The 1,545-nt window shown below is 42.2% G+C and carries 3 protein-coding genes; 2 read left to right on the top strand and 1 reads right to left on the bottom strand.

Translation table 11 applies throughout. The annotated features are described in order from the left end of the window. On the top strand, nucleotides 1-232 hold a 232-nt coding region (locus tag KH286_RS09535; protein ID WP_278617869.1), incomplete at its 5' end, for an IS1 family transposase. 157 nt (nucleotides 233-389) lie between these two features. Further along, entirely contained in the window at nucleotides 390-1,055 is a 666-nt protein-coding gene (locus KH286_RS09530) for a helix-turn-helix transcriptional regulator (protein ID WP_020804663.1), read from the top strand. Here KH286_RS09530 and KH286_RS09525 read toward each other — a convergent pair. Beyond that, nucleotides 994-1,545, bottom strand: a 552-nt coding sequence (locus tag KH286_RS09525) for an IS5 family transposase (protein ID WP_278617868.1), incomplete at its 5' end; no start/stop codon positions are given. The genes KH286_RS09530 and KH286_RS09525 overlap by 62 nt on opposite strands.

Raw genomic sequence — 1,545 nt, 5'->3', positions numbered from 1 at the left:
ACCCTTTGACGTGGTGATATGGATGACGGATGGCTGGCCGCTGTATGAATCCCGCCTGAAGGGAAAACTGCACGTAATCAGCAAGCGATATACGCAGCGAATTGAGCGGCATAACCTGAATCTGAGGCAGCACCTGGCACGGCTGGGACGGAAGTCGCTGTCGCTCTCAAAATCGGTGGATCTGCATGACAAAGTCATCGGGCATTATCTGAACATAAAACACTATCAATAAGTTGGAGTCATTACCATATAGAGCATTATGAATAACATTTCGTTAACTTTAATTATTAAAGTCAAGGGTTTGCAGTTGATTACCAATCTTTGCTATGATGTTTGACATTACTTAAATTTATAAAAATTAAAACAGTAGGGATTGAAAGGGGACGGCAATGAATAATATCAATTTAATTAGAAGTGAAACAACCAAAGGTATTCATGTAATTAAAGGTAAGGCACTCATTGATGATATTTTGAGTTATTCTATTTTGCATTTGTCGCGACACATTCAACTTTGTCACGAATTCTTTTTGAAGAAACATAGCCTTGTCTTCATAAATACCCCTAACCTCTGGACTGAATTGCCATCGTTAGAAGAAAAGATTAAAAGAAGAGAATATGAAGTTGTTATTATTTTAGTGGATAGTGATTATATTGATTTTTATCGCTCATTAATAAATCACCCATACGTCATTGCAATTCCGATGAGTGAATCTCTGGAAAACATAAAGAGTATGATTTCCAGAGAAATAAATAAATACACCCCACAAAGAGCAAATAAAAAAGAAAAGCTAACACCAAGGGAAAAAAATATTTTGTATTTAACCTCTCTTGGTTGGAGCAACAAAGAAATAGCTCTCATCTTAGACGTTTCCAATAAAACGATATTCTCTCATAAGAGAAAAATAATGGATAAAGTTAATTTAAAAAGACCCAATCAAATGAATAAGGTCTTATCGGAATTAATGCCTGCTCAGCATAGAAAAAACATAACCACTAACATCTGCGATATTGAGGGAGTGGATGGGGGCAAACTAGCTCCCCACCCACTAGTTTGATTTCTTGTGGAGCCCCTTGTGCCTTTGTCATCCTGTTCAACGCACGCACCATGGCCATAGCTTCCGCTACCTGACCATCGTAGTCACGCAGCGTCAGTGAATCTCCCAACAACTGCTTCATTCTGTACATTGCCGTTTCCGCTATCGAGCGACGGTTATATTCCGTTGTCCATTTCCACCGTGCATTGCTTCCGCTCAGCCGCTGATTAGCAACGGCACGGTTGCGGTCTGCGTACTCACCGGGCCAGTAACCTGCTCCTTTTCGGGGAGGAATAAGCGCGCTGATTTTTTTGCGGCGCAGTTCATCGTGACAGAGCCGGGTATCGTAAGCCCCGTCTGCCGCGGCTGCCCTGATTTTTCTGTGAGTCTGCCGGATAAGGCCCGGGAAGGCTTCTGAGTCCGTGACGTTATTCAGCGACAGGTCTGCACAGACAACTTCATGTGTGTTGCTGTCAACAGCAAGATGCAACTTTCGCCAGATACGACGGCG

The organism is Veillonella parvula (assembly GCF_018378075.1).
Lineage (GTDB): Bacteria > Bacillota > Negativicutes > Veillonellales > Veillonellaceae > Veillonella > Veillonella parvula_K.
This window is presented reverse-complemented; position numbering and strand designations above follow the sequence as displayed.